The sequence below is a fragment of the Streptomyces bungoensis genome (assembly GCF_001514215.1).
GTDB classification, from domain to species: domain Bacteria; phylum Actinomycetota; class Actinomycetes; order Streptomycetales; family Streptomycetaceae; genus Streptomyces; species Streptomyces bungoensis.
Map to the genome: position 1 here is coordinate 91,187 of NZ_KQ948852.1, position 21,223 is coordinate 112,409.

General features: G+C 76.5%; 6 protein-coding genes. 1 reads left to right on the forward strand and 5 read right to left on the reverse strand.

What is annotated here, in order from left to right; genetic code table 11:
• Positions 1–45: 45 nt before the first annotated feature.
• Positions 46–567, forward strand: coding sequence for a DUF4232 domain-containing protein (locus AQJ66_RS04730; protein ID WP_061917019.1), 522 nt, complete (start codon positions 46–48; stop codon positions 565–567).
• Here the strand turns inward: AQJ66_RS04730 and asnB are convergent.
• The 5 genes from asnB to AQJ66_RS04755 all read right to left on the reverse strand — a co-directional run bounded on the left by asnB (position 560) and on the right by AQJ66_RS04755 (position 21,131).
• Positions 560–2,401 carry an asparagine synthase (glutamine-hydrolyzing) gene (gene asnB / locus AQJ66_RS04735; RefSeq protein WP_061917021.1) on the reverse strand — a complete coding sequence of 614 codons (1,842 nt, stop codon included), beginning with the start codon at positions 2,399–2,401 and terminating at the stop codon, positions 560–562. The two genes, AQJ66_RS04730 and asnB, sit on opposite strands and share 8 nt — an antisense overlap.
• 274 nt (positions 2,402–2,675) lie before the next feature.
• Positions 2,676–3,455, reverse strand: a complete 780-nt coding sequence (locus tag AQJ66_RS04740; protein WP_061917024.1) for an alpha/beta fold hydrolase — start codon at positions 3,453–3,455, stop codon at positions 2,676–2,678.
• A 64-nt stretch (positions 3,456–3,519) separates the two neighbouring features.
• Complete coding sequence (locus AQJ66_RS04745) at positions 3,520–4,659, reverse strand: alpha/beta hydrolase (RefSeq protein WP_061917026.1); 1,140 nt, start codon at positions 4,657–4,659, stop codon at positions 3,520–3,522.
• Positions 4,656–7,373 (reverse strand): thioester reductase domain-containing protein, encoded by a 2,718-nt coding sequence (locus tag AQJ66_RS04750; RefSeq protein WP_061917028.1) that lies wholly within the window; start codon positions 7,371–7,373, stop codon positions 4,656–4,658. The genes AQJ66_RS04745 and AQJ66_RS04750 overlap by 4 nt, the downstream gene beginning before the upstream one ends.
• Before the next feature lie 33 nt (positions 7,374–7,406).
• Positions 7,407–21,131 (reverse strand): type I polyketide synthase, encoded by a 13,725-nt coding sequence (locus tag AQJ66_RS04755; protein WP_061917030.1) that lies wholly within the window; start codon positions 21,129–21,131, stop codon positions 7,407–7,409.
• Positions 21,132–21,223 lie beyond the last annotated feature (92 nt).

Sequence of the window (21,223 nt, forward strand, 5' to 3'; positions counted from 1 at the left end):
CTCGGCACGCCGTATCCGCAAGTGACCGCGACAGGGGAACCCGCCATGCGCATCCGCACCGCCTTCGCCGTATCCGCCGTCCCGGCCGCCGCCGCGGCCCTGCTGCTGACCGCGCCGCCGAGCCAGGCCGCGGGGCCCGCCCAGCCCGCGACCTGCGCCCGGAAGGTGCTGACCGTGCGGGCGAAGGCCGCGGCCGGTGAACCCACCGTGGTGCGCGTCAGCGTGACCAACCACGGCACCCGCGCCTGTCTCGTCGACCGGGTCCCCACCGTCACCTTCGGCGACCTGGACGGGGTCGCGCTGCCGGTGCCGGCGACGTCCGGCGGCACGTACCCGCTGCACGCGGGCAGGACGGCGTACGCGGACGTGCGCACCGTCGCCGACCCGAAGGACCCCGAGGCCCGCCGGGTGCCGGGCATCGGGGTGAGCGCGTCGGCGTACCAGTGGGGCCGCTCCTTCACCGCCGCCCGGCTCGGCACCGGCCGTGAGGTCGTGGTGTGGGAGCCGGTGACGACCTGGTGGCAGCCGACGGCGGCCGCCGCGGACCGGGCGCTCGGGCTCAGCTGAGGACCAGCTCCGGGGAGTACAGGTCCAGCCAGTGGGCGAGGTCGAGGACGCGCTCCAGGCCGCGCCGGGCGACCTGGCTGCCGACGGGGGTCTCCCGCTCGGCGGCCTGCCGCACCCGGTCCCGGTCGACCAGGTCGAAGACGCGGTGGGAGGGCCGGGCGAGGAGGTCCCCGGCCTGGTCCTGGAGCGCGCGGGCGTACCGCGGGTCCTGGGTGGACGGGTAGGGGCTCTTGACCCGCTCGTACACCGAGCGGGGCAGGACGTCCGCGGTGGCCTCCCGCAGCAGGCTCTTCTCCCGGCCGTCGAAGGACTTCAGCGACCAGGGCGTGTTGTAGACGTACTCCACGAGCCGGTGGTCGCAGAACGGCACCCGGACCTCCAGGCCGACGGCCATGCTCATCCGGTCCTTGCGGTCCAGCAGGGCGCGGACGAAGCGGGTCAGGTGCAGGTGGCAGATCTGCCGCATCCGGTACTCGAAGTCGCTCTCCCCGGCCAGGCGTTCGATGCCGGCGACGGCCGAGCGGTAGCCGTCGGCGACGTAGCCCTCCAGGTCGAGGGCCTTGGCCAGGTCGGGGCGCAGCACGTCGGTGTCGTCGCCGAAGTGGCGGCCGAAGCGGACCAGCCAGGGGAAGGTGTCGGCGCGGCGGGCCTCCTCGTCGAAGAACTGCAGGTAGCCGCCGAACACCTCGTCGGCGGACTCGCCGGACAGGGCGACCGTGGACTGGTCGCGGATGGCGTGGAAGAGCAGCAGCAGGGAGGCGTCCATGTCGCCGAACCCGGCCGGCAGGTCCCGGGCGCGGATCACCCTGCGCCGTACGGCGGGGTCGGCGAGGGACTGGGCGTCCAGGACGATGTCCTGGTGGTCGGTCCGGGCCAGCCGGGCCACGTCGTGCACGAAGGGCGTGTCCGGGGTGCCGCGCAGTTCGTCGGCGACGAAGTGGTCGCTCTGGCCGACGAAGTCGACGGCGAAGCTGCGCACCTTCTCGCCCCGCTCGGCCAGCTGCCGGGCGGCGAGCGCGGTCATCGCGGAGGAGTCGAGGCCGCCGGAGAGCAGGGTGCAGCGCGGGACGTCGGCGACCAGCTGGCGGCGCACGATGTCGTCGAGGAGCGTGCGTACGGTGGCGACGGTGGTGTCGCGGTCGTCGGCGTGCGGGCGGGTGGCCAGCCGCCAGTAGACGCGCGTGGCGGCGCCGGTGCGGCCGACGGTGACCACGGTGCCGGGTTCGACCTCGCGCATGCCGTCCCACACGGCGTGGCCGGGCGTCTTGATCAGGGTGAACAGCTCGCGCAGCCCGTCCAGGCGGACACGGGGGCGGACCAGCGGGTGGGCGAGGATCGCCTTGGGCTCGGAGCCGAACAGGACGCCGTCGGCGGTCGGGTGGTAGTAGAAGGGCTTGATGCCCATGCGGTCGCGGACCATCACCAGCTTGTCGTGGCGGCCGTCCCACACGGCGAAGGCGTACATGCCGTTGAGCCGCTCGGCGACGGCGTCACCCCACTCCAGGTAGCCGTGCAGGACGACCTCGGTGTCGGAGTCGGTGGTGAACCGGTGGCCGCGGTCGGCGAGTTCGCGGCGCAGCTCGGTGAAGTTGTACGTCTCGCCGGAGTAGACCAGGGCGACGGTCCCCCCGGGCGTCCGCACGGTCATCGGCTGGCGGCCGCCGGGGAGGTCGATGATCGCGAGCCGGCGGTGCCCCAGGGCGGCCGGTCCCTGCGCCCAGGTGCCGCGGTCGTCGGGTCCCCGGCAGGCCATGGTCTCGGTCATCGCCCGCAGCGCGGTGTCCTCGGCGGTCAGTTCGCGGTCGAAGGAGACCCATCCGGTGATGCCGCACATGCGCTGCCTCCTGCCCTGACGGCGGCCGGCCCGGGCCGTCCGGGTGGACGGGAGTCGGCCGCCGAGCCGGTCGTGAACCAGTTGCATCAAGCACTTATATGACGAGCCTCCGTCAGGCACCCGCGCCGGTCAACGCGGCGGCGTCCCGCCCGGCCCCCGCTCCCCCACGGTTTCGGCCGCGTTTTGCCTGGGCGAGGCGGGGCGGGCGCCGCCGCACCGGGCCGGGTCCGCCGGGAACCGGCCACGGGCAAAGACTTCGCCAAGGTCCCGGCGGTTACTGCTTCGGGGTCAGGAAGGCGTCCAGGGCGGCGGTCAGCTCGGCGGGCTTCTCCACGGGCAGCTCGTGGCCGGCGTCGATGATGCGGACCGTCGCGTCGGGGCAGGCCTTCGCCAGGCGCAGCATCTGCCGCACCGGCAGCTGGACGTCGTGGTAGCCGTGCACCAGCAGGACGGGGACGCGGATCTCCGCGGCGCGGTCGAGGACGTCGAAGGCACGCATGGCGGAGTAGCAGGTCATGACGACCTCGCGCGGGGTGGTGGCGGAGGCCCGGACGAAGGCGCGGATCTCCTCGCGGGGGTACCCGGGAGCGAAGGCGCGCTGGATGTTGGCGGCGACGAACACCTTGAACGGCACGAGGGTGGACACCGCCATGAGCAGGCCCCGGCCCCGGCTGTAGGTCATCCGGCCGATGGAGTTGACCAGCACCAGGCGCTCGACGCGCCCGGGGTGGGACAGGGCGATCGTCTGGGCGATCATCCCGCCCATGGAGTGCCCGACCAGCACACACCGGTCGACCTCCAGGTGGTCCAGCAGGGCCAGCACGTCCCGGGCCAGGTCCTCGATCGTCCGCGACCCCGCGCCGCCGCTCTCGCCGTGCCCGCGCAGGTCGAGCCGGATCACCCGGCGCCCGGTGGAGAAGTGCTCCAGCTGGTGGTCCCAGCGGTGCCGGTCGGCCGTCCAGCCGTGCACGAACACCAGGGGCGCCCCCACGCCGTCGCGGGGGCCCTCGTCGTCGTACGTGAGTGTCGCGCCGTCGACATCGAGCTGCGGCATGGGGCGCCTCCTGGGCTGCGGTCCGGTTACTGCCGGGTAGGCTAGTCGGCCCGCCGGGCGCCCGTCACCGGCGTGTCCCGAGGAACTCGAGGATGTGCCCGAAGACGTCGAGCGCGGCGCCCCGGCCCAGGAAGGTGTCGAGGTGGCCGTAGCCGGGGATCTCGGTGTACCGGACGTCCAGCCGGGGCTGCCGGCGGGCCAGCACCTCGTGGCAGAGCTTCTGCGAGTCCAGCCACAGTCCGTTCTCGCTGCCCGAGAGCAGCAGGACGGGGGTGTCGATGCGGTCGGCGGCGTCGAGCGCGTTGGGCGGCAGCGCGCGGTAGCGGTGGTCGGTGTCGTGCCAGCGCACGACGGAGCGGGCCAGCTCGATCCGGCGCAGGTGGGGCAGGATCCACAGCGGGGCGGGTCCGAGGAGTTCGGCCAGCCGTTCGTGGGTGGCGCGGTCGAGGTTCTCGTGCACGAACAGCGAGGCTCCCGTGCCCCAGGCCGAGTGGTGCAGGATCTGGCAGGTCGGGTCGGGACACGCGGCCCCGCGGGAGGCCAGCGCGAACAGCGGGGTGTACTTCGACCACAGGCCCACCCGGCGGAAGTCGACCGGGATGTGGTCGATCCGGGACTTCAGCAGCTCGCCCGCGACGGACATCCGCAAGGAGGTGCGCCCCGCCAGCTTGGGGGTGAGGAACACCCCCTGGGACACCACGCCCGCCAGGCCCGGGACCAGGCCGGCGGTCAGGCTCAGCGACAGGGTGAGCGCGCCGATGCAGTGCGCGACCACGAACAGCGGCCGGTCGCCGATGCGTTCCCGGACGTACCGGACGGCCGCGGGGATGTCGTGCAGGGCCACGTCGTCGTAGGTGTACCGGTGGCCGGTCTCGTTGTACGGCAGCCGGCAGCTGCCCCGCCAGTCCAGCAGCCAGGGCTCGTAGCCGTCGTCGAGCAGGACGTCGACGAGGTTGCGGGTCTCGGGCAGCAGGAACATGTCGGCGGAGGCGGTGTGCCCGTGCAGGAGCAGGACGGCGGGGCGCCCCGGGTCCCCGGTGTCCACGCGGGTCAGGCCGAGGCGGACGCCGTCGCCGGCGCGCAGCGGGATCTCCTCGACGCGGGCCGGGTCGAGGCGGTGGCGCAGGGGGCGCGGCGCCGCGGTGGTGCGGACCCTGCGCAGCGCCGGGCGGGCCGTCCGGGAGGGGCGGGTGCGGAAGATCATCGGTGCTCCTCCGTGAGGGTCGGGGTGCGGCGCAGGTCGAGCAGGTCCGCGGCGGCCCGGGCGAACGGGGCGACGAGGCCGCGGCCCATCTCCAGGCCGAACCAGGCGAGCCAGGTCAGTTTGGCGGCCCGCTTCTCCTGGCCGGTCAGGCGCGGGTCCACCCGGATGCCGTCGATCTGGTCGCGGACGTAGGACCCGGCGGGTACGACGACCTCGCCGATGAGGCTCGCGGCCTCGCCCTCGCGGCCGATCTCCACGGTCAGGGCGCGGGTCTGCCGCCACAGGTCCCGGCGGGCCCGCGCGTACTTGCGGCCCTCCAGCCACCACCGGCCGCCGTCGGCGTCGCGCAGGGTCAGGCGGTAGCGCAGGAGCTGGTGGCGCAGGCCGTGCCGCTGCGGGATGCCCTCGTCGGGGCGCACCCAGACGTCGCCGCGCTCCACGGCCAGCGGCTCGGCGTGCAGGGCGGGGCAGGTCAGCGCACCGGTGACGTCCACCCGGCGCTCGGTGACGAGCTGGTACATGCTCGCGATGGAGAGGGTGAGCGCCATCGAGCAGGGCGCCTGGGCTGCGGCTCCGACCGGGCCGACCGTGCCCTCGGTGGTCTCGGAGAACCACAGGTAGGGCTGGTCGTCCTTGTGCGGGAGCCGGGCCAGGCCGTCGTCGGCGAGCTTCTCGAAGGTCCGCAGCTGGGCCCGGGAGTCGTAGCGGGCGGCGGGGGCGAGGCCGAGGGCGGCGACCAGCGCGTCGGTGCGCTCCCCGCCGGCGGCGGGCCCCTGCAGGGTGGCCTCGCACAGTCTGAGCGCGGTGGGACTGCTCAACACCCGCGACAGGAAGGCGAGTTCGGGAACGGGTTCGGCCTCCAGGCGGGCGAGGGTGTCGGTGCGCCACTCGTCCCAGTCCTGCACGCGGACGTGCATGCCGCCGAGCGCCATGTCCCGTACGACGTCGTCGAGGGTGTTGGGCACGCCGGTGAGGTGGTAGTCGAAGCCCCAGGCGTCGGGCTCGCAGATCGCGGCGGCCGCGACCCGGCTGACCCAGTCGACCGGGGCCGCGTTGAGATAGCGGAACGCCGGTACGGTGCGGAAGCGGCCGAAGGCCGAGATCAGGCCGCTGCTGAGGTCCTGCGGGTTGTAGGCGCCGGTCTTCGTGTGGCCGCCGATCCCGCCGGGACGCAGCGCGGTGACGACCAGGCCGTGGTCGCGGGCGCGGCGCAGGGCCACCTCGGCGGCCCACTTCGACTGGTCGTACCCGGAGACGAGCCGGTCGACGTGCGCGAGGGGGTCGTCCTCGCCCATGGAGGTGATGCCGACCTCGTTGAACACGGCGACGGACGAGATGTGGTGCAGCGGCTTGGGACGGCCGGTGGCGGCGAGTTCGGCGAGGGTGAGCGTGCCCAGGACGTTGCCGGTGCGCAGCGACTGGTAACCGCGCAGGAAGTCCACGGCGGCCGCGACGCCGACGACGCTGTCGAGCTCGTGGGAGAGGGTGTGCCACTGCTCGTCGGTGAGGCCGAGGCGCGGGCGGCGCAGGTCGCCGGGCAGGACCGTGATCCGGCGGCGGACCTCCGCTGACCAGGGCAGCCGGTAGGAGCGGAGCTGCTCGCCGAGCCGGGCCGTGGCGGCCTCCTCGTCGGCCGCGCGGACCAGGCAGTGGACGTGCGCGTCGCTGTGCCGCAGCAGGTCGAGCAGCAGGTGGCTGCCGAGGAAGCCGGTGGCCCCGGTCAGCAGGACGCGGCGCGGCGGCAGCGGCTCGGGGACGTCGGTGAACGGCAGCCGGTCGGCGAGGGCGAGGTCGGCGAGGATCTGGTCGAGGTCCTCCTGGCGGGCGCGGGTGTGGGCGGCGGGCGGCTGGGCGGGTGCCGGTGCCGTGGATCGGGTGGGGGCCGGTGCCGGCGCGAGGGCGGGGGCCGGTGCTCCCGTCCCTGCCGGCGCCGCGGCAGGCCGGCCCGCGGTCGGCGCCGTCAGCGGCGCGCGGGAGGCTGCTGAGGCGCCGGACGACGCAGGGACCCGGACCGTCGCGTCGGCCGGGCCCGGTATCTCGGCCGACGCGGACCCGGCAGGCGTGGTGGCGCCCGCTGCACCCGGCGGTCCAGCCGCCGTCGGTGGCCCGACAAGCTCGGAGGCTTGTGCCACACCCGGCGGCCCGGCCGCCGTCGACGCGCCGGCAGGCGCGGAGGCGCCCGCCGCGCCCGGCAGCCCGGCCGCCGTCGATCCCCCGGCAGGCGCGGAGGCCTCCGCCACACCCGGCGGCCCGGCCGCCGTCGACGCCGCCGCCCCGGGCGGCCCCGACACGTCAGCCCCCGAAGACGCGACCGGCCCCACCGCCCCCGCCCCGCTCCCCAGCAGCGGCAGCCAGCGGCGGGCCAGGCTTGACGGGCGGGCGTCCGCGAAGATCTCGTCCAGGTCGACCTCGATGCCCAGTTCGCCCTCGAGCTCGGCGGCCAGCTCGACCGCGTCGACGGAGGTGCCGCCCGCGTCGAAGAAGTCGGCGTCGGGGGCGAGCCGGCCGGAGGGCAGACGGCGGCCCGCCGCGGCGGCGACGGCGGCCGTCAGGGTGTCCAGGTCCGGTGCGGGGGCGGGGGCGGAGCCGGGCGCCGTGTCCGCCGCCCGCACCCTGGCGAGCAGTTCGGACACGCCGAGCCCGCCGCCCCGCTCGATCGCCTCGGCGACCGCGCGTCGGCCGGCGTGCTCCGGCTCCTCGTTGACGTCACGCATGAGAGCCTTTCAGGTTGTGCATGGTCGTGTTCCTCACTGCTGCGCCCAGGAGCGGAAGGCCCGCAGCCGGTCCGGCGTCACCACGACGTCCAGGCGGGCGTCGTCGGGGTCGGCGCCGCCGAGCGCGGCGAGCAGCCGGCGGGCGGGAGCGTTGCGCGGGGTGCGCTCCGCGGTGAACCGGACCTTGGCGCAGCCCAGTTCGTCGGCGCGGTCGGCGAGCCAGGCGAGCAGCCGCTCCTCGACCCCGCGGCCGAGGGCCCGGCAGCTCATCAGCCAGGCCAGGACGTCCAGTCGGTCTCCGTCCGCCGAGGCAGCGAGCAGCGCGATCTGCCCGTAGTCGCCGAACCGGTCGCGGGCCGCCGCCGTCCACACCTCGCCGCTCTCGCGCCACCGGGTGAGGTCGCCGCCGTCGGCGGAGCGGGCGCGCAGGGTGAACTGGTTGGTGCGGCGCACGAGTTGCTCACCGCGCTCGACGTCGGCCGCGCCGAGCTCCCGGACGTCCACCTCCAGTTCCAGACCGGCCAGGAACTCCTCGAAACCGGCGCCCGCGCGCACGGCGTCCCGCTCGCGCTCCTCGGCGTAGAAGCGGGCACGCAGGGCGTCCTCGGCCGTGGCCGCCGCCGGTACCACGGGCCACAGGCGGCCGAGGAAGGCCTCGAGTCCGTCGGCCGGCGGGCAGGTCACGGAGAGCACCTGCGGGAGCGCCGACCGCATCTTGGCGATCTCGGCCGGGTTGTCGTCCAGGAACAGGAAGCTGTCCAGGCCGAGGTTCAGGTCGCGGGCGGCCTGTTCGAGGCGGGCGGGTTTGGGCCCCCAGGCGGCGGAGAGCACGCTGAAGTGCTCGGCCTTCAGCAGGCTGTCGGGCCGGTCGAGGACGGCCCGGACGGTGGCCTCGTCGTTGTTGCTGACCAGGGCCAGCAGGGCGCCGGCCGAGCGCCACTGCAGCAGTCTGCGGGCCAGCAGGGACCGGGGGCCGGTGAGGTCGACCGCCTCGGGGCCCGTCTCCCCGGCCACGCCGCCCCACAGGGTCTCGTCGCCGTCGACGGCGATCACCTTGGGCGCGGGGCGCCGTACGGCCCGTACCACCTCGGCCAGGCACAGGGCGACCGCCGCCTGGAACTCCGGGGTGAAGGGCAGGTGGGCGAGCCGCTCGGTGCGTTCGTCGAAGCGGTCCTCGACGGTGTGGTGGCGGGTCCAGTCGTCGGGGCCGAGCACGGCGATGCCGGGGAATTCGGCGAGATCGGCGGTGAGGCGCCGCTCCCAGGCGAGGAGGCGGTCCGCGGGCCGGGCGGTCGGCAGGACGCCGACGACGAGGGGCCTGCGGGTGCGCTCGGCGAGGGACTTGAGCGCGGCCGGGTAGGCCGTGCCCAGCTCGGCGAGGACCGTGTCGTCCACGGGCCCGAAGCGCTCCAGGTCGGCGGCGCGCAGCAGGACGGCACCGACCGCGGTGGCCGGGTCGGACAGGACACCGGACGGGTCCTGGAGCGCGGCGAGAACCTGGTGGTACGGCGCCTCCGTCACCCTCGCCCGCTCCTCCTCCAGCGCCGCCGCGCACAGCGGGGGCAGGTTGCCGAGCGCGAAGGTGGCGGCGAGCGCCAGCCGGGGCGCCTCGGCGGCGGCGTCCCGGACCACAGGGGCCGTGTCCGGGGCCGGGGCCGTGTCCACCCCGGGTGCCGCGTCCGCCGCAGGCGTCTGCCCCACGCATGCGTTCGCGTCCACGGAGGTCTCCCGCACGAGCGCGTTCGCGTCCTCTGCGGTCTCCGCGAGCAGCCGCAGGAACTCCTCCCCGAGTGCGGTCGCGGTGTCGGCGTCCAGGATGTCGAGGTTGTGGTCGAGGCGGACGGTGCCCGCGTCCGGGGTCATGGTGACCATGAGGTCGAGGTCGGTGTGCCCGACGCCGGCCGGCAGGACCTCCAGGTTCCTCAACCGCCCGGCGAAGCGTACGTAGTTGAAGTACACCTCGACCAGCGGCGCGTTGGGCCGGTGCAGTCCCTGCCGGGCGAGCGTGGCGAGGACGTCGGAGAACATCGCGCCCTTCGCCAGCACCTGCCGCAGCCGGTGGTCGGTGCGGGCCAGCACCTCGGCGACCCGCTCCCCCGCCGCCGCCCGGGCCGGGAAGGGCACCGGGACGCCGAAGAAGCCCACCGCGCCGTGGGCGTCGGCGTGGACACGGGTGTCCACGGGCACGGCGAGCACGAACCGCTCCCGCTGCCGCTTCCTGGCCAGCAGCACGGTGAGGGTGCCGAGGCAGAAGGCGGCCGGGGTCACGGACAGGGCGCTCGCGGCGGCCGAGACCCGCTCGGTGAGCCCGCCGGGCAGCGGCAGGGTCACGCTGCCGGCCCGGTACGAACGGGTGTCCGGGCGCGGCCGGGCGAGGGTCAGGTCGAGCCGCTCACTGCCCTCGAAGGCCGCCCGCCAGTCGTCGCCGGGTCCGCCGCCGTCGCCCCGCTGGGCCTCGATCAGCAGGTCGACGTCGCGGTTGGTGGGCTGCCCGTCCAGCACGGTGCCGGACAGCTCGGCGTCGATCTCCGCGGCCACGAGCAGCAGGGACTGCAGGTCGCCGACCGCGTGGTGGGCGCCGAAGACGAGCACCTGGCCCCGCTCGCCGCCGTCGGCCAGTTCGAACCGCCACAGCGGCCCGGTGGACAGGTCGAACGGCGGTTCCAGCAGCATGCGCAGCCGCTCGGCCGCGTCCGCGCCGGTGCCCTCGCTCCACCGCAGCAGCGGTCCCGGCGGCCGCCGGTCCACCCGCAACCGCCGTCCGCCGTCGGGGCCGGGGACGACGGCGGTGCGCAGGGCGGCGTGCCGGGCGGCGAGCCGGTCGAGGATGCCGGTGAGGGCCGCAGGGGTGGTCGGTGCGGTGAGCCGTACGGCCAGCCCGACGCCGTGGGCCGCGTCGGGCATGCCGGGCTGGGCGCTGCGCAGGAGCCGTACGACGTCCCGGGTGGCGGGCCGCAGGTCGGTCTCCGGCACCTCGGGCGCGGGCCCGGCCGGGGCCGGGCCGGCGGGTGCGGGCCGTTCGGGCAGGGCCTCGGCGAGGGCGCGGGCGAGGCCGCGGACGTCGGCGGCGGCGAACACGTCGGCGGCCGGGAGTTCGGCGCCGAGTTCACGGGCGAAGGTGTTGCGCAGCCGGACCAGCATCAGCGAGTCCAGGCCGAGTTCCTTCAGCGCCGTGGTGGCGAACACGTCCACGGCACCGCCGGACACCTCGCCGACCCGGGCCCGTACGTACGTCTCCAGCCAGGTGGCGCGCTCCTGCGCGCCGGTGGCCGCGAAGACCTTGTGCACGAGGTCGTCGGCGGCCGCGCCGCCGGCCGGGGCGGTCACCAGGTCGGCCAGGAGCGGCCGGCCGCGCGCCGCGTCCGGGTCCAGGGCGAGCAGGTCCGGGTCCAGGGCGAGGGGGGCGAGCTGGCGGCGGGCGGTGGGCAGCACCCGTTCGAACAGTTCGCCGCCCTCCTGCGGGGTGAAGGCGACGAGCCCGGAGCGGCCGGTCTCGGCGGCCCGGGTGCCGGATCCGGCGACCATGCCGACGCCCGCCCACGCGCCCCAGTCGAGGCTGAGCGCCCGCCGGCCGGTGCGGGACAGGGAGTGCGCCCAGGCGTCGAGGAAGGCGTTGGCGGCCGCGTACGGGCTCTGTCCGGCCGATCCGAGCAGGCCGGCCGCCGAGGCGAACAGGACCAGGCGGGCCGCCTCCGGGACCAGTTCGGTCAGCAGGGCGGTGCCGAGCACCTTGGGCGCGAGGACCCGCCGGACGCGGTCGTCGGTGAGGTTCGCCAGGGTGGCGTCGTCCAGGACGCCGGCGGCGTGGACCACGGTGGTGACGGGGCCGGCCTCCCGGCGTACGGCGTCCAGGGCCGCGGCGAGCGACGCGCGGTCGGCGACGTCGGCGCGGGCGAGGTGCACGGTGGCCCCGCGCTGTTCGAGGTCCCGGATCCAGGCGGTGGCGGCCGCGTCGGGCGTGCCCCGGCCGAGCAGGGCGATCCGCCGGGCGCCGCGGCGTACCAGGCGCTCGGCGACGACCCGGCCGAGGCCGCCGAGGCCGCCGGTGATGAGGTGGACGCCGTCCGGGCGCTCCGGGTGCCCGCCGTCGTCGGGGCGGGTGCGGGCCAGGCGGGGCACGAACCGGCCGGTGTCGCGCAGCGCGACCAGGCGTTCGTCGTCCGCGTGCCGCAGCTGGGCCCACAGCGCGTCGGTGCCGCCGTCGGCGGGCAGGTCGACGAGCGTGGTGGCGAGTTCCGGGTGTTCCTGGGCCACGGAGAGCCCGAAGCCCCAGGCGAGGGCCTGCTGGGGATGCGTCACCGCCGTGCTGTCCCCGGCGGCCTGGCTGCCGCGGACGACGACGAACAGGCGCGGCGCCCGGCCCCGCGGCCGCCCGGTCAGGGCCCGGACCAGGTGCAGGGTGGTCAGGCAGCACAGCCGGGCCGCCTCCCCGGCGCCGGTCTCGTCCGTGACGGGCGGGGCGTCGAGCGCGGACAGCTGGACCACGCGTGCGGGCGGCGCGTCCGGGAACGCCTCGTCCAGGAGCCGGGAGAGGTGGTCGGGGTCGGCCGGGTCGAGGACGTAGCGGCCGGGGCCCTCGACGCCGTAGGCGGCCCCCGGGCGGGCGACGACGTGCGGTGCCAGGCCGTCGAGACGGGCGGCGAGGTCGTCGGCGACGCCGCCGCGGTCGGCGAGGATCAGCCAGCCGCCCTCGGCGGGCGGCTCCTGGGCGTCGGGGCGGGGCTGCCAGCGGGTCTCGAACAGGGCGCCGTCCAGCGGGGAGAGGGCGGCGAGCCGGAACCCGTCGGCCGCGAGGACCAGCCGGCCCTGCTCGTCCCACAGGCGCAGGTCCACGGTGGCGGTGTCGCCGTCCACCGCGCGCACCGCGCAGCTCGCCCAGGCGGGGGCGGTGCGCCGTCCGGTGAACCGTACGCGGGCGGCGCCGGCGGGGACGAACGCCCGGCCGTCCGGCGCGTGCGCGGGCAGCGCCGCGGTGTGGAAGGAGGCGTCGAGGACGGCGGGGTGCAGGAGGTGCCCGGCGGCGGGCCGGGCGGCCAGGCGGGCGACCGCCAGGCCGCCGCCGTCGCGGTGGCCGTCCGTCAGGCCGCGGAAGGCGGGGCCGTATTCGATGCCGAGGGCGGCGAGGCCCGCGTACACGGCGGGCAGGTCGACCGGCTCGGTGCAGCGCTCGCGCAGCTCGGCGAGGCCCGGTCCGTCGTCCGGCTCGGGCGGGGTGAGCGTGATCCGCCCGGTGACGTGCCGCTCCCACCCGGACCGGCCGGCCGCGGCGGAGGCGATGGTGAACTCCCGGGAGCCGTCTTCGGCGGGGCGCAGCACCAGCTGCAGCCGTACGGGCCGGTCCGTGTCCAGGCGCAGGGGCTGGACGAACCGGACGTCGGCCAGCCGCACCTCGCCGCCGTCGGCGACGGTGGCCGCGGCCTCCAGCGCCAGGTCGAGGAAGGCGGCGCCCGGCAGCCACACCTCGCCCGTGACGCGGTGGTCGGTCAGGTAGGCGAACCGGCTGTCGTCGAGGTCGATCTCGGTCTGGAAGAGGTCCCGGCCGGGTTCGTCGCTGGCCTGGACGTGGGTGCCGAGCAGCGGGGAGCCGCCGCCGTGGCCGGCCGGGGCGGGGGCCAGCCAGTGGCGTTCCCGGTCGAAGGCGTAGGTCGGCAGGGCGGTGCGGCGGCCGTGCGGGAACAGCGCCGTCCAGTCGGGCGTGTACCCGGCGCCGTACAGCTCCCCCAGCCTGCCGAGGAGCACGTCGTGCCCGTCCCGGCCGCGGCGCAGGGAGCCGACGCCGACCGCGTCGACGCCCGCGTCGGCGGCCACGGCCTCGACGGCCGGCAGGAGCGAGGGGTGCGGGCTGAGTTCGACGAAGTAGCGGAAGCCGTCGTCCAGCATGCGGCGCACGGTGTCCGCGAAGCGGACCGGCTGCCGGAGGTTCGCGAACCAGTAGGCGGCGTCCAGGCCGTCGCCGGCGACGGGTTCGGCGCGCACCGAGGAGTAGAGCGGAACGTCCGAGCGGGTGCCCCCGATGCCGGAGAAGCGGTCGAGGAGCTGCGCGCGCAGGGGTTCCATGAGCGGGGTGTGCGAGGCGAACGGCGTCGACAGCACCCGGGTGGGCACGCCGCGTTCCGCGAGCTTCTCGCGCAGTGCGGTGAGCGCCTCGCTCTCGCCGGAGACGGCGGTGGCGCGGGGGCTGTTGACCGCGGCGACGAACAGCTTTCCGGCGTAGGGTTCGAGCAGTTCCGCCACGTCCGCGGGCGGCAGTTCGACGGCCATCATGCCGCCGCGGCCGACCAGCGGGACGACCGCCGTGGCGCGCGCGGTGACGGCGGTGACGGCGTCGTCCAGGGTGAGGGCGCCGGCGCTGTAGGCGGCGGCGATCTCGCCCAGGCTGTGGCCGACGACGGCGTCCGGGATGACGCCGAGGGCGCGCCAGGCCGACGCGAGGGAGGCGTTGACGGCGAACAGGACGGGCTGGAGGTATTCGGTGCGCTCCAGCGGGGAGAACTCCTCGGGTGCGCGCAGGACGTTGAGCACCGACCAGCCGGCGTGCCGCTCGACGGCCGCGTCGATGCGCGTCAGTTCCGTCCGGAAGACCTCCGACCCGGACAGCAGCTCCAGTCCCATGCCGGTCCACTGGCCGCCGTGCCCGGAGAACACGAAGGCGACCTTGCCGGTCTGCTCCTCGCGGGGCGCGGGCACGGGCCTGCGGCCGCTGCTCAACGCCCCGAGAGAGGACAGCAGTTCCTCGCGGTCGCCGGCGACGACCGCAGTGCGCCACTCGAAGTGGCCGCGGTGCCGGGCCAGGGTGTGCGCGACGTCCGGGAGGACCGTGTCGTCGCGGAGGTGTGCGGCCAGCCGTGCGGCCTGCCCGCGCAGCCCGGCCTCACTGCGCCCGGAGAGCACGAACAGGTGCTTTCCGTGTGGTAGTTCACGTTCGTCCGGGGCCGGCGCGGTGGGGGCTTCCTCCACGACGACGTGGGCGTTGGTGCCGCTGATGCCGAAGGCGCTGACCCCGGCCCGGCGCACCCGTCCCGGGTCGGCCGGCCAGGCGACCCGTTCCTGGAGCAGCCGCAGCCCGCTTTGCTCCCACTCGACGTGCCGGCTGGGCGTGCCGGCGTGCAGGGTGCGCGGCAGGCTCCCGTGCCGCAGCGACTCGACGACCTTGATGAGCCCGGCCACCCCGGAAGCGGCCTGCGCGTGACCGATGTTGGACTTCAGCGACCCCAGGTACAGCGGCCGGCCCTCGGGCCGCGAGCCGCCGAAGACCGCGGCGAGGGCGTTGGCCTCGATCGGGTCGCCGAGGGTGGTGCCGGTGCCGTGCGCCTCGACGTGGTCGATGTCGGCGGGCTCCAGCCCGGACAGTTCCAGCGCGCGGCGGATCACCTGTTCCTGGGCCGGGCCGTTGGGTGCGGACAGGCCCTGGCTGCGGCCGTCCTGGCCGACGGCGGTGCCGCGCAGGACGGCCAGCACGTCGTCGCCGTCGCGCCGGGCGTCGCCCAGCCGCTTCAGCACGAGCATGCCCGCGCCCTCGGCCCAGATGGCGCCGTCGGCGTCGTCGGAGAAGGAGCGGCAGCGGCCGGTCGGGGACAGTCCGCGCAGGCGGCTGAACTCCACGAAGGTCTGCGGGGTCACCATCAGCGTCACCCCGCCGGCCAGCGCCAGGTCGCACTCCCCGGCGCGCAGCGCCTGGGCCGCGAGGTGCGTGGCCACCAGGGAGGAGGAGCAGGCGGTGTCCACGGTCAGGGCGGGCCCGTGCAGGCCGAGCGCGTACGCCAGCCGGCCGGAGGCCACGCTGAGCGCCGAGCCGGTGCCGACGTAGCCGTCGAGCTGGTCGAGGCGGGAGCCGGCCAGGTAGTCGCTGCCGAACATGCCGACGTAGACGCCGGTGGCGGTTCCGGCGAGCCGGGCGGGCACGATCCCGGCGCGTTCCAGCGCCTCCCAGGCCGTCTCCAGCAGCAGCCGCTGCTGGGGGTCCATGGCGGCGGCCTCCTTCGGGGTGATGCCGAAGAAGGACGCGTCGAAGGACTCGATGTCGTCGAGGAAGCCGCCCTCGCGGGCGTAGGACTTGCCGGCGGCGTCCGGGTCGGGGTCGTAGAGCGCGTCCACGTCCCAGCGGCCGGACGGGAACGGGCCGACCGCGTCCCGGCCCTCGGCGAGCATCCGCCACAGGCCCTCCGGGTCGCTCACCGATCCGGGGAGCCGGCAGGCCGTGGCCACGATCGCGATCGGTTCGCCGGTGGCGGGCGTGTGCGCGGGTTCCTGCCGGAGCGCGGGCGCGGTGCGTCCCGGCACGGTGGCCAGCAGGTGGCCGGCGAGGCGCCCGGCGGTGGGGTGGTCGAACAGGAGGGTGGCGGGCAGCCGGGTGCCGAGGCGGGCGGCCAGGCGGTTGCGCAGTTCGACGGCGGTGACGGAGTCCATGCCGAGCTCGCGCAGCGGCTGGTCGGGCCGCACGGACTCGGCGGAGCGCAGGCCGAGGGCGCGGGAGACCTCGTCGCGGACCAGGGCGTGGACGCGGTCGGCCCGCTCGGGCTCCGGCAGCCGGGCCAGGCGGTCGGCCAGTGTCCCGCCCGCCCGGGCGGCGGTGCGCGGCGCGGGCAGCAGGGCGCGCCACAGGGCGGTGCCGGCGGCGTCGGAGGCGCGCAGCCGGGGCAGGTCGAGCGCCCAGGCGACCAGGTGCGGGGTGCCGCGCCGCAGGGCCAGTGCGACGAGGTCGCGGCCCTGGTCCGGGGTGAGGGCGCGGTGGCCGTGCCGGGCCATGCGGTCCAGGTCGGCGTGGGCGGCGGCGAGGCCCTCACCGGCCCAGGCGCCGAAGGAGAGGGAGAGGCCGGGCAGGCCGCCGGCCCGCCGGTGGTGGGCGAGCTGGTCGAGGAAGGCGTTGGCGGCGGCGTAGTTGCCCTGGCCCGGGTTGCCCACGACGCCGGCGGCCGACGACACCAGCAGGAACAGCTCCAGCCCGGCGTCGGCGGTGAGCCGGTGCAGATGGGCGGCGCCGTCGACCTTGGGCCGCAGCACCCGCTCCAGCCGTTCGGGGGTCAGCTCGGCGATCACCCCGTCGTCGAGGATCCCGGCGCAGTGGACGACACCGCGCAGGGGTGCCCGCTCACCGGCCCGGGCGAGGGCGCGGGCGACGGCGTCCGGGTCGGTGACGTCGCAGGCGACGACCTCCGCCTCGGCGCCGAGCGCGGCCAGTTCGGCCACGGCGTCGGCGGCCCGGGGGTCCTCGGCGCCCTGCCGGGCGGTCAGCAGGAGCCTGGGCGTCCCGCGTTCGGCGAGCAGTCGGGCGATGTGGCCGCCGACCGCGCCGAGTCCGCCGGTGATCAGGACGGTGCCGTCCGTGGGGATGCCGTGCGGCGGGCCGGCGGGCTGCTCCCCGTCCTCCGCCGGAGCGGGCGCGGGACGGGCGCGGACCAGCCGGGGTGCGAGCAACGTGCCGCCCCGCACGGCGAGTTCGGGCTCGTCGGTGAGTGCGGCGGCGGCCCGGAGCGCCGGCGCGGGATCGGAGTCGTCGAGGTCGAGCAGGGTCAGCCCGAGGTGCGGGTGCTCGGCCCGGGCGCTGCGGACCAGTCCCCACAGTACCGACTGGGCGTACCCGGACACCGGGTCCCCGTCGGTGGCGGCGACCGCGCCGCGCGTCACCCAGACGGTCCGGGTGGGCGCCTGCTCCGCGGGAAGCGCGATCAGCCGCCGCAGGTCGGCGAGCGCGGTGGCCGCCGACCGGTGTGCGAGGACGTCCGGTTCGTCGTCCGCCGCGGGGCGGGGCCAGAAGCGTACGGCGGTCCCGGCCGCCGTCCCGCGCGGCTCCAGGGCGTTCCGGGCGGCGGCGACCTGGGGGTCGTCGGGGTCGCCGGTCACGGTCCAGGCGGTGTCCGGCGCGGCCGGGGGCTCCTCGACGGCCGTCCAGGCCGTCTCGTACAGGTGCCGGGCGCTGCCGGAGCCGGCGTCGAGGTCGGCCGCGTCGGCGGCGCGCAGCCGTACGGCGTCCAGGCGTCCGGCGGGCAGGCCGTCGGCGTCCCACAGGGTGACGTCCAGGGTGAGGTCCGTGGCGGAGCCGCCGGTGCGGCGCATCCGCGCGGTCAGCTCGCCCGCGGCGCCGTACGGCAGGACGCAGCGGCCCACGGCGACGGGCAGCAGGGCGCGCCCGTCGGCCGGGCCGAGAGCGGCAGCGACGTGCAGGGCGGCGTCCAGCAGGGCGGGGTGCACCGGGTAGGGGTCGGTGAGGTCCCGGGCGGTGTCGGGCAGCGAGAGCCGGGCGAGGAGTGCGCCGTCCTCGGTCGTGACCGCCGACCGCACGCCCCGGAAGGCGGGCCCGTACCCGAGGCCGAGGGCGGCCAGCCGGTCGTACGTCCCGTCGGTCCAGCTCTCCTCGGCGCTGCCGGGCCACGCCGGGGGGCGGTCCGCGGTGGGCGGGGCGGGGTCGGCGGCCGATGCGGTGGCGTGCAGGGTCCAGCCGGCCGCGTCGGCGCCGCGCGGCCGGCTGTGCACGGTGATCTCGGGCGCGGCGCCGGCGGCGGCGACCTCGACGGAGACCTCGACGGTGCCGGAGGCGGGCAGCACCAGGGGGCTGAGCAGGAGCAGGTCGGTGACGTCGGGCGTGTCGTCCGGCCGGGCCAGGGCGAGCGCGGCCCGGCACAGTTCCATCACGGTGGTGCCGGAGACCACGGTCCGGCCGAAGACGGTGTGGTCGGGCAGCCAGTCGGCGGTGGCCGTCGACCACTCGTTGCGGAAGGTCCAGCGGGTCTCGTCGGCGGACTGGAGCTGGATGCCCAGCAAGGGGTGCGCGGCGCGGTCGAACAGGGCGGGGCCGCCGGCGGCGGAGTCGGGCTCGGTCCAGTGGCGCTGCGCGTCCCAGGCGTAGGTCGGGAGGTCGGCGGGGCCGGTGTCGGGGACCATGCGGCGCCAGTCGATCCGGCGTCCGTGGACGTGGAGTTCGGCGGCGGCCCGGTCAAGGCAGGCGGGGCCGTCCTCGTCGCGGCGCAGCGAGCCGACGGCGGTGAGTTCGTGGCCCTGGTCCTCGCCGACGGTGCGCAGCGCGGTGAGGAGGGCGGGGTGGGGGCTCAGTTCCACGAAGTGGCGGTAGCCGTCGGCGAGCATGCGCGTGACGGTGGGCGCGAAGCGGACGGTCTCGCGGAGGTTGGTGTACCAGTACCCGGCGTCGAGTTCCCCGGTGACCGGCTCGCCGGTGACGGTGGAGTACCAGGCGACGTCGGTCGGGCAGGTGGTGACGCCGTCGAGCTCGTCGGCGATCCGGTCGCGGACCGGTTCGACCCGGTCGCTGTGGGAGGCGTAGTCGACGTCGAGGCGGCGGACGAAGACCTGGCGGGCCTCGAGTCCGGCGAGCAGGGCCTCCAGCGGTTCCCCGGCGCCCGCGACCACGGTGGCCCGGCCGCTGTTGACGGCGGCGACGCAGACGCCGTCGCCGAGGAGCGGCTCCACGTCGGTGTGGGGCAGGGCGATCACGGCCATGGTGCCGGTGCCGGACAGGCCGGTCAGGGCCTGGCTGCGCAGGGCGACGACGGCGGCGGCGTCGTTGAGGCTGAGCGCGCCGGCCACGCAGGCGGCGGCGACCTCGCCCTGGCTGTGCCCGATCACCGCGTCCGGGCGGACGCCCCGGGCCCGCCACACGGCGGCGAGCGAGACCATCACGGCGAACAGGGCGGGCTGGACGACGTCCACGCGGTCCAGGGAGGGGGCGCCGGCGTCGCCGCGGAGCACGGCCGCCACGGACCACTCGGTGAACGGGCGCAGCGCGGCGTCGCAGCGGTCGAGTTCGTCGGCGAACACGGGGTCCCGGTCGAGCAGGTCGCGGGCCATCCCGGCCCACTGGCTGCCCTGCCCGGGGAAGACGAAGGCCAGCTTGCCGGCGGGGGCGCCGTGCCGGGGGCCCGTGGTGCGGTCGGGGTCGGGGTGGCCGGCGGCGAGGGCGCGCAGGGCGTCGCGGAGCTGGTCGCGGTCGTCGGCCTGGACGACGGCGCGGTGGCCGAAGTGGGTGCGGTGGTGGGCGAGGGTGGCGGCGACCGCGCCGAGCGGTGGCTCGGGGTCCGCGTCGAGGGCGGCCAGCAGCCGGGCGGCCTGGCCGTGCAGGGAGGGGAGGCTGCGGGCGGATAGGGGGAACAGCGTGGGGGCGGCGGGCTGTTCCTGCGCGGGGGCGGCGGGCGCCGGTGGTTCCTCCAGGACCACATGGGCGTTGGTGCCGCTGATGCCGAAGGCGCTGACGCCCGCGCGGCGCGTGCGGCCCTCCTCGCGCGGCCAGGCCAGTGGGGCGGTCGCGACCCGCAGCCCGCTGCCGGTCCAGTCGAGGTGGTCGGTGAGCCGCTCGGCGTGCAGGGACGCGGGTATCCGCTCGTGGCCGAGGGCGAGGACGGTCTTGATGACGCCGCCGATGCCCGCGGCGGCCTGGGTGTGGCCGACGTTGGACTTCAGGGAGCCGATGCGCAGCGGCCGGTCCTCGGGGCGGCCGGGTCCGAACACGTCGGCCAGCGCCCGCAGTTCGATGGGGTCGCCGAGCCGGGTGCCGGTGCCGTGGGCCTCGACGTGGTCGAGGTCGTGGGGGGTGAGTCCGGCGGCTTCCAGGGCGGCGCGCACCACCCGCTCCTGGGCGGGGCCGCTGGGGGCGGACAGGCCCTGACTGCGGCCGTCCTGGTTGATCGCGGAGCCCTTGACGACGGCCAGGATCCGGTCGCCGTCGCGCCGCGCGTCCGCGAGCCGCTTGAGCAGGACGAGACCGCAGCCCTCGGCCCACACGACCCCGTCCGCGTCGGCGGAGAACGGGCTGCACCGGCCGGACGGGGACAGTCCGCGCAGCCGGCTGAACTCGACGTGCCCGCGGGGGGTGACCAGCAGGGTGGCCCCGCCCGCGAGCGCCAGGTCGCACTCCCCGCCGGCCAGGGCGCGCGCCGCCAGGTGCAGCGCCACCAGCGACGACGAGCAGGCGGTGTCGACGGTCACCGCGGGCCCCTGGAGGCCGAGGGTGTAGGCGACGCGCCCGGAGGCGACGCTGGCCGCCGAGCCGGTGCCGACGTGTCCGTCGAGCTGGGCGAGGGGGGCGGCGGCGAGGTAGCCGCTGTCGTACAGGCCGAGGTAGACGCCCGTGGAGCTGCCGTTCAGGGACTCCGGGAGGATCCCGGCGCGTTCGACGGCCTCCCAGGCGGTCTGCAGGAGCAGCCGCTGCTGGGGGTCCATGGCGGCGGCCTCCCGCGGGGAGATGCCGAAGAAGGACGCGTCGAAGCGGTCGATGCCGCCGTCGAGGAAACCGCCGCGCAGGGTGTAGGCCTTGCCGGCCGCCTCGGGGTCGGGGTCGTACAGGCCGCCGGTGTCCCAGCGCCCCGCCGGAACCTCGCCGATGGCGTCCTCCCCCGCGGCCAGCAGCCGCCACAGGGCCTCGGGGTCGTCGGCGCCGCCGGGGAACCGGCACGCCATGGAGATGATCGCCACCTCGTCACCGGAGCCGCCGCGGTCCGCCGCGGCGGCGGGCGGCGCCGGCACCGCGCGGGACGGCGGTGCGAGGACGGCCTCGGCGACGGCGGCGATGGTGGGGTGGTTGAAGACGAGGGACGGTTCCAGGGTCCGGCCGGTCAGCGTGCCGAGTTCGGCGGCCAGGGTGACCAACCGGCGTGAGCCGAGGCCGTATTCGGCGAGCGGCCGGTCGTGGTCGAGGTGCGCCGGGTCGGTCCCGGCCGCCTCGGCGACGGCCGACGCCAGCCAGGCCCGGACCGCCTCGGAGGTCGTCAAGGACGGCTCGGGGGTCTGCTGCGGGGTCTCGTGCGCGGGCATCTGGGCAGGTGTCCTCGGCTGTTCGGGGCAGGCTGGATTCCGTACCGCGCGAGCGGGCGCGCGGTACGGCGGAGCGGAAGGGGGCGCGTCCG

Excerpts from the sequence above, each read along its gene's own strand:
- AQJ66_RS04730 (WP_061917019.1), top strand. The coding sequence starts at position 46 with ATGCGCATCCGCACCGCCTTCGCCGTATCCGCCGTCCCGGCCGCCGCC.
- asnB (WP_061917021.1), bottom strand. The coding sequence starts at position 2,401 with ATGTGCGGCATCACCGGATGGGTCTCCTTCGACCGCGAACTGACCGCC.
- AQJ66_RS04740 (WP_061917024.1), bottom strand. The coding sequence starts at position 3,455 with ATGCCGCAGCTCGATGTCGACGGCGCGACACTCACGTACGACGACGAG.
- AQJ66_RS04745 (WP_061917026.1), bottom strand. The coding sequence starts at position 4,659 with ATGATCTTCCGCACCCGCCCCTCCCGGACGGCCCGCCCGGCGCTGCGC.
- AQJ66_RS04750 (WP_061917028.1), bottom strand. The coding sequence starts at position 7,373 with ATGCGTGACGTCAACGAGGAGCCGGAGCACGCCGGCCGACGCGCGGTC.
- AQJ66_RS04755 (WP_061917030.1), bottom strand. The coding sequence starts at position 21,131 with ATGCCCGCGCACGAGACCCCGCAGCAGACCCCCGAGCCGTCCTTGACG.